Source organism: Streptococcus sp. HMSC071D03 (assembly GCF_001812125.1).
In the GTDB taxonomy this organism is placed as follows: domain Bacteria; phylum Bacillota; class Bacilli; order Lactobacillales; family Streptococcaceae; genus Streptococcus; species Streptococcus pseudopneumoniae_N.
The window spans coordinates 1-467 of sequence record NZ_KV807772.1; the positions used below are offsets into that span (position 1 = coordinate 1).

At 40.9% G+C, this 467-nt stretch carries 1 protein-coding gene and 2 tRNA genes; 1 reads left to right on the top strand and 2 read right to left on the bottom strand.

Features of this window, described 5'->3' with window-relative positions; all coding sequences use genetic code 11:
- The coding region (locus HMPREF2837_RS11200) for a transposase (protein WP_148131829.1) at positions 1-164 on the top strand (164 nt) is incomplete at its 5' end.
- Positions 165-237: 73 nt separating this feature from the next.
- On the opposite strand, the gene HMPREF2837_RS06755 is transcribed toward HMPREF2837_RS11200, so the two are convergent.
- Both HMPREF2837_RS06755 and HMPREF2837_RS06760 read right to left on the bottom strand, forming a co-directional pair.
- Positions 238-325 (bottom strand) — tRNA-Ser (locus tag HMPREF2837_RS06755).
- Positions 326-331: 6 nt separating this feature from the next.
- Positions 332-405: transfer RNA gene (locus HMPREF2837_RS06760), tRNA-Ile, on the bottom strand.
- Between the last annotated feature and the right edge of the window lie 62 nt (positions 406-467).

The window sequence follows — 467 nt, forward strand, 5'->3', positions numbered from 1 at the left end:
CATTATGTACTGTTTTAGGTTCATTTTACTATACCAATAATCTCATTAAACTCATCAAACGAAATGCTTTTGGTTTTAGGAACTTTGACAACTTTAAGAAACGAATTTTCATCGCTCTGAATATAAAAATGGAGAGGACAACGATTGTCCTCTCCAGATGTTAGCTTTTATTCAACCCACTACAGTTAACAAAGAGCCTTTTAAAGTCAAAAAAAGAGCTTTTAAGCTCTTCAACTACGGAGAATAAGGGATTCGAACCCTTGCGCCAGTTACCCGACCTAACGATTTAGCAAACCGTCCTCTTCAGCCTCTTGAGTAATTCTCCTATTAATGGGCACGAGTGGACTCGAACCACCGACCTCACGCTTATCAGGCGTGCGCTCTAACCACCTGAGCTACGCGCCCAAGTTAAATAACTTGGTAAATGAACAAAATGTTCAAAGCGGGTGACGAGAATCGAACTCGCG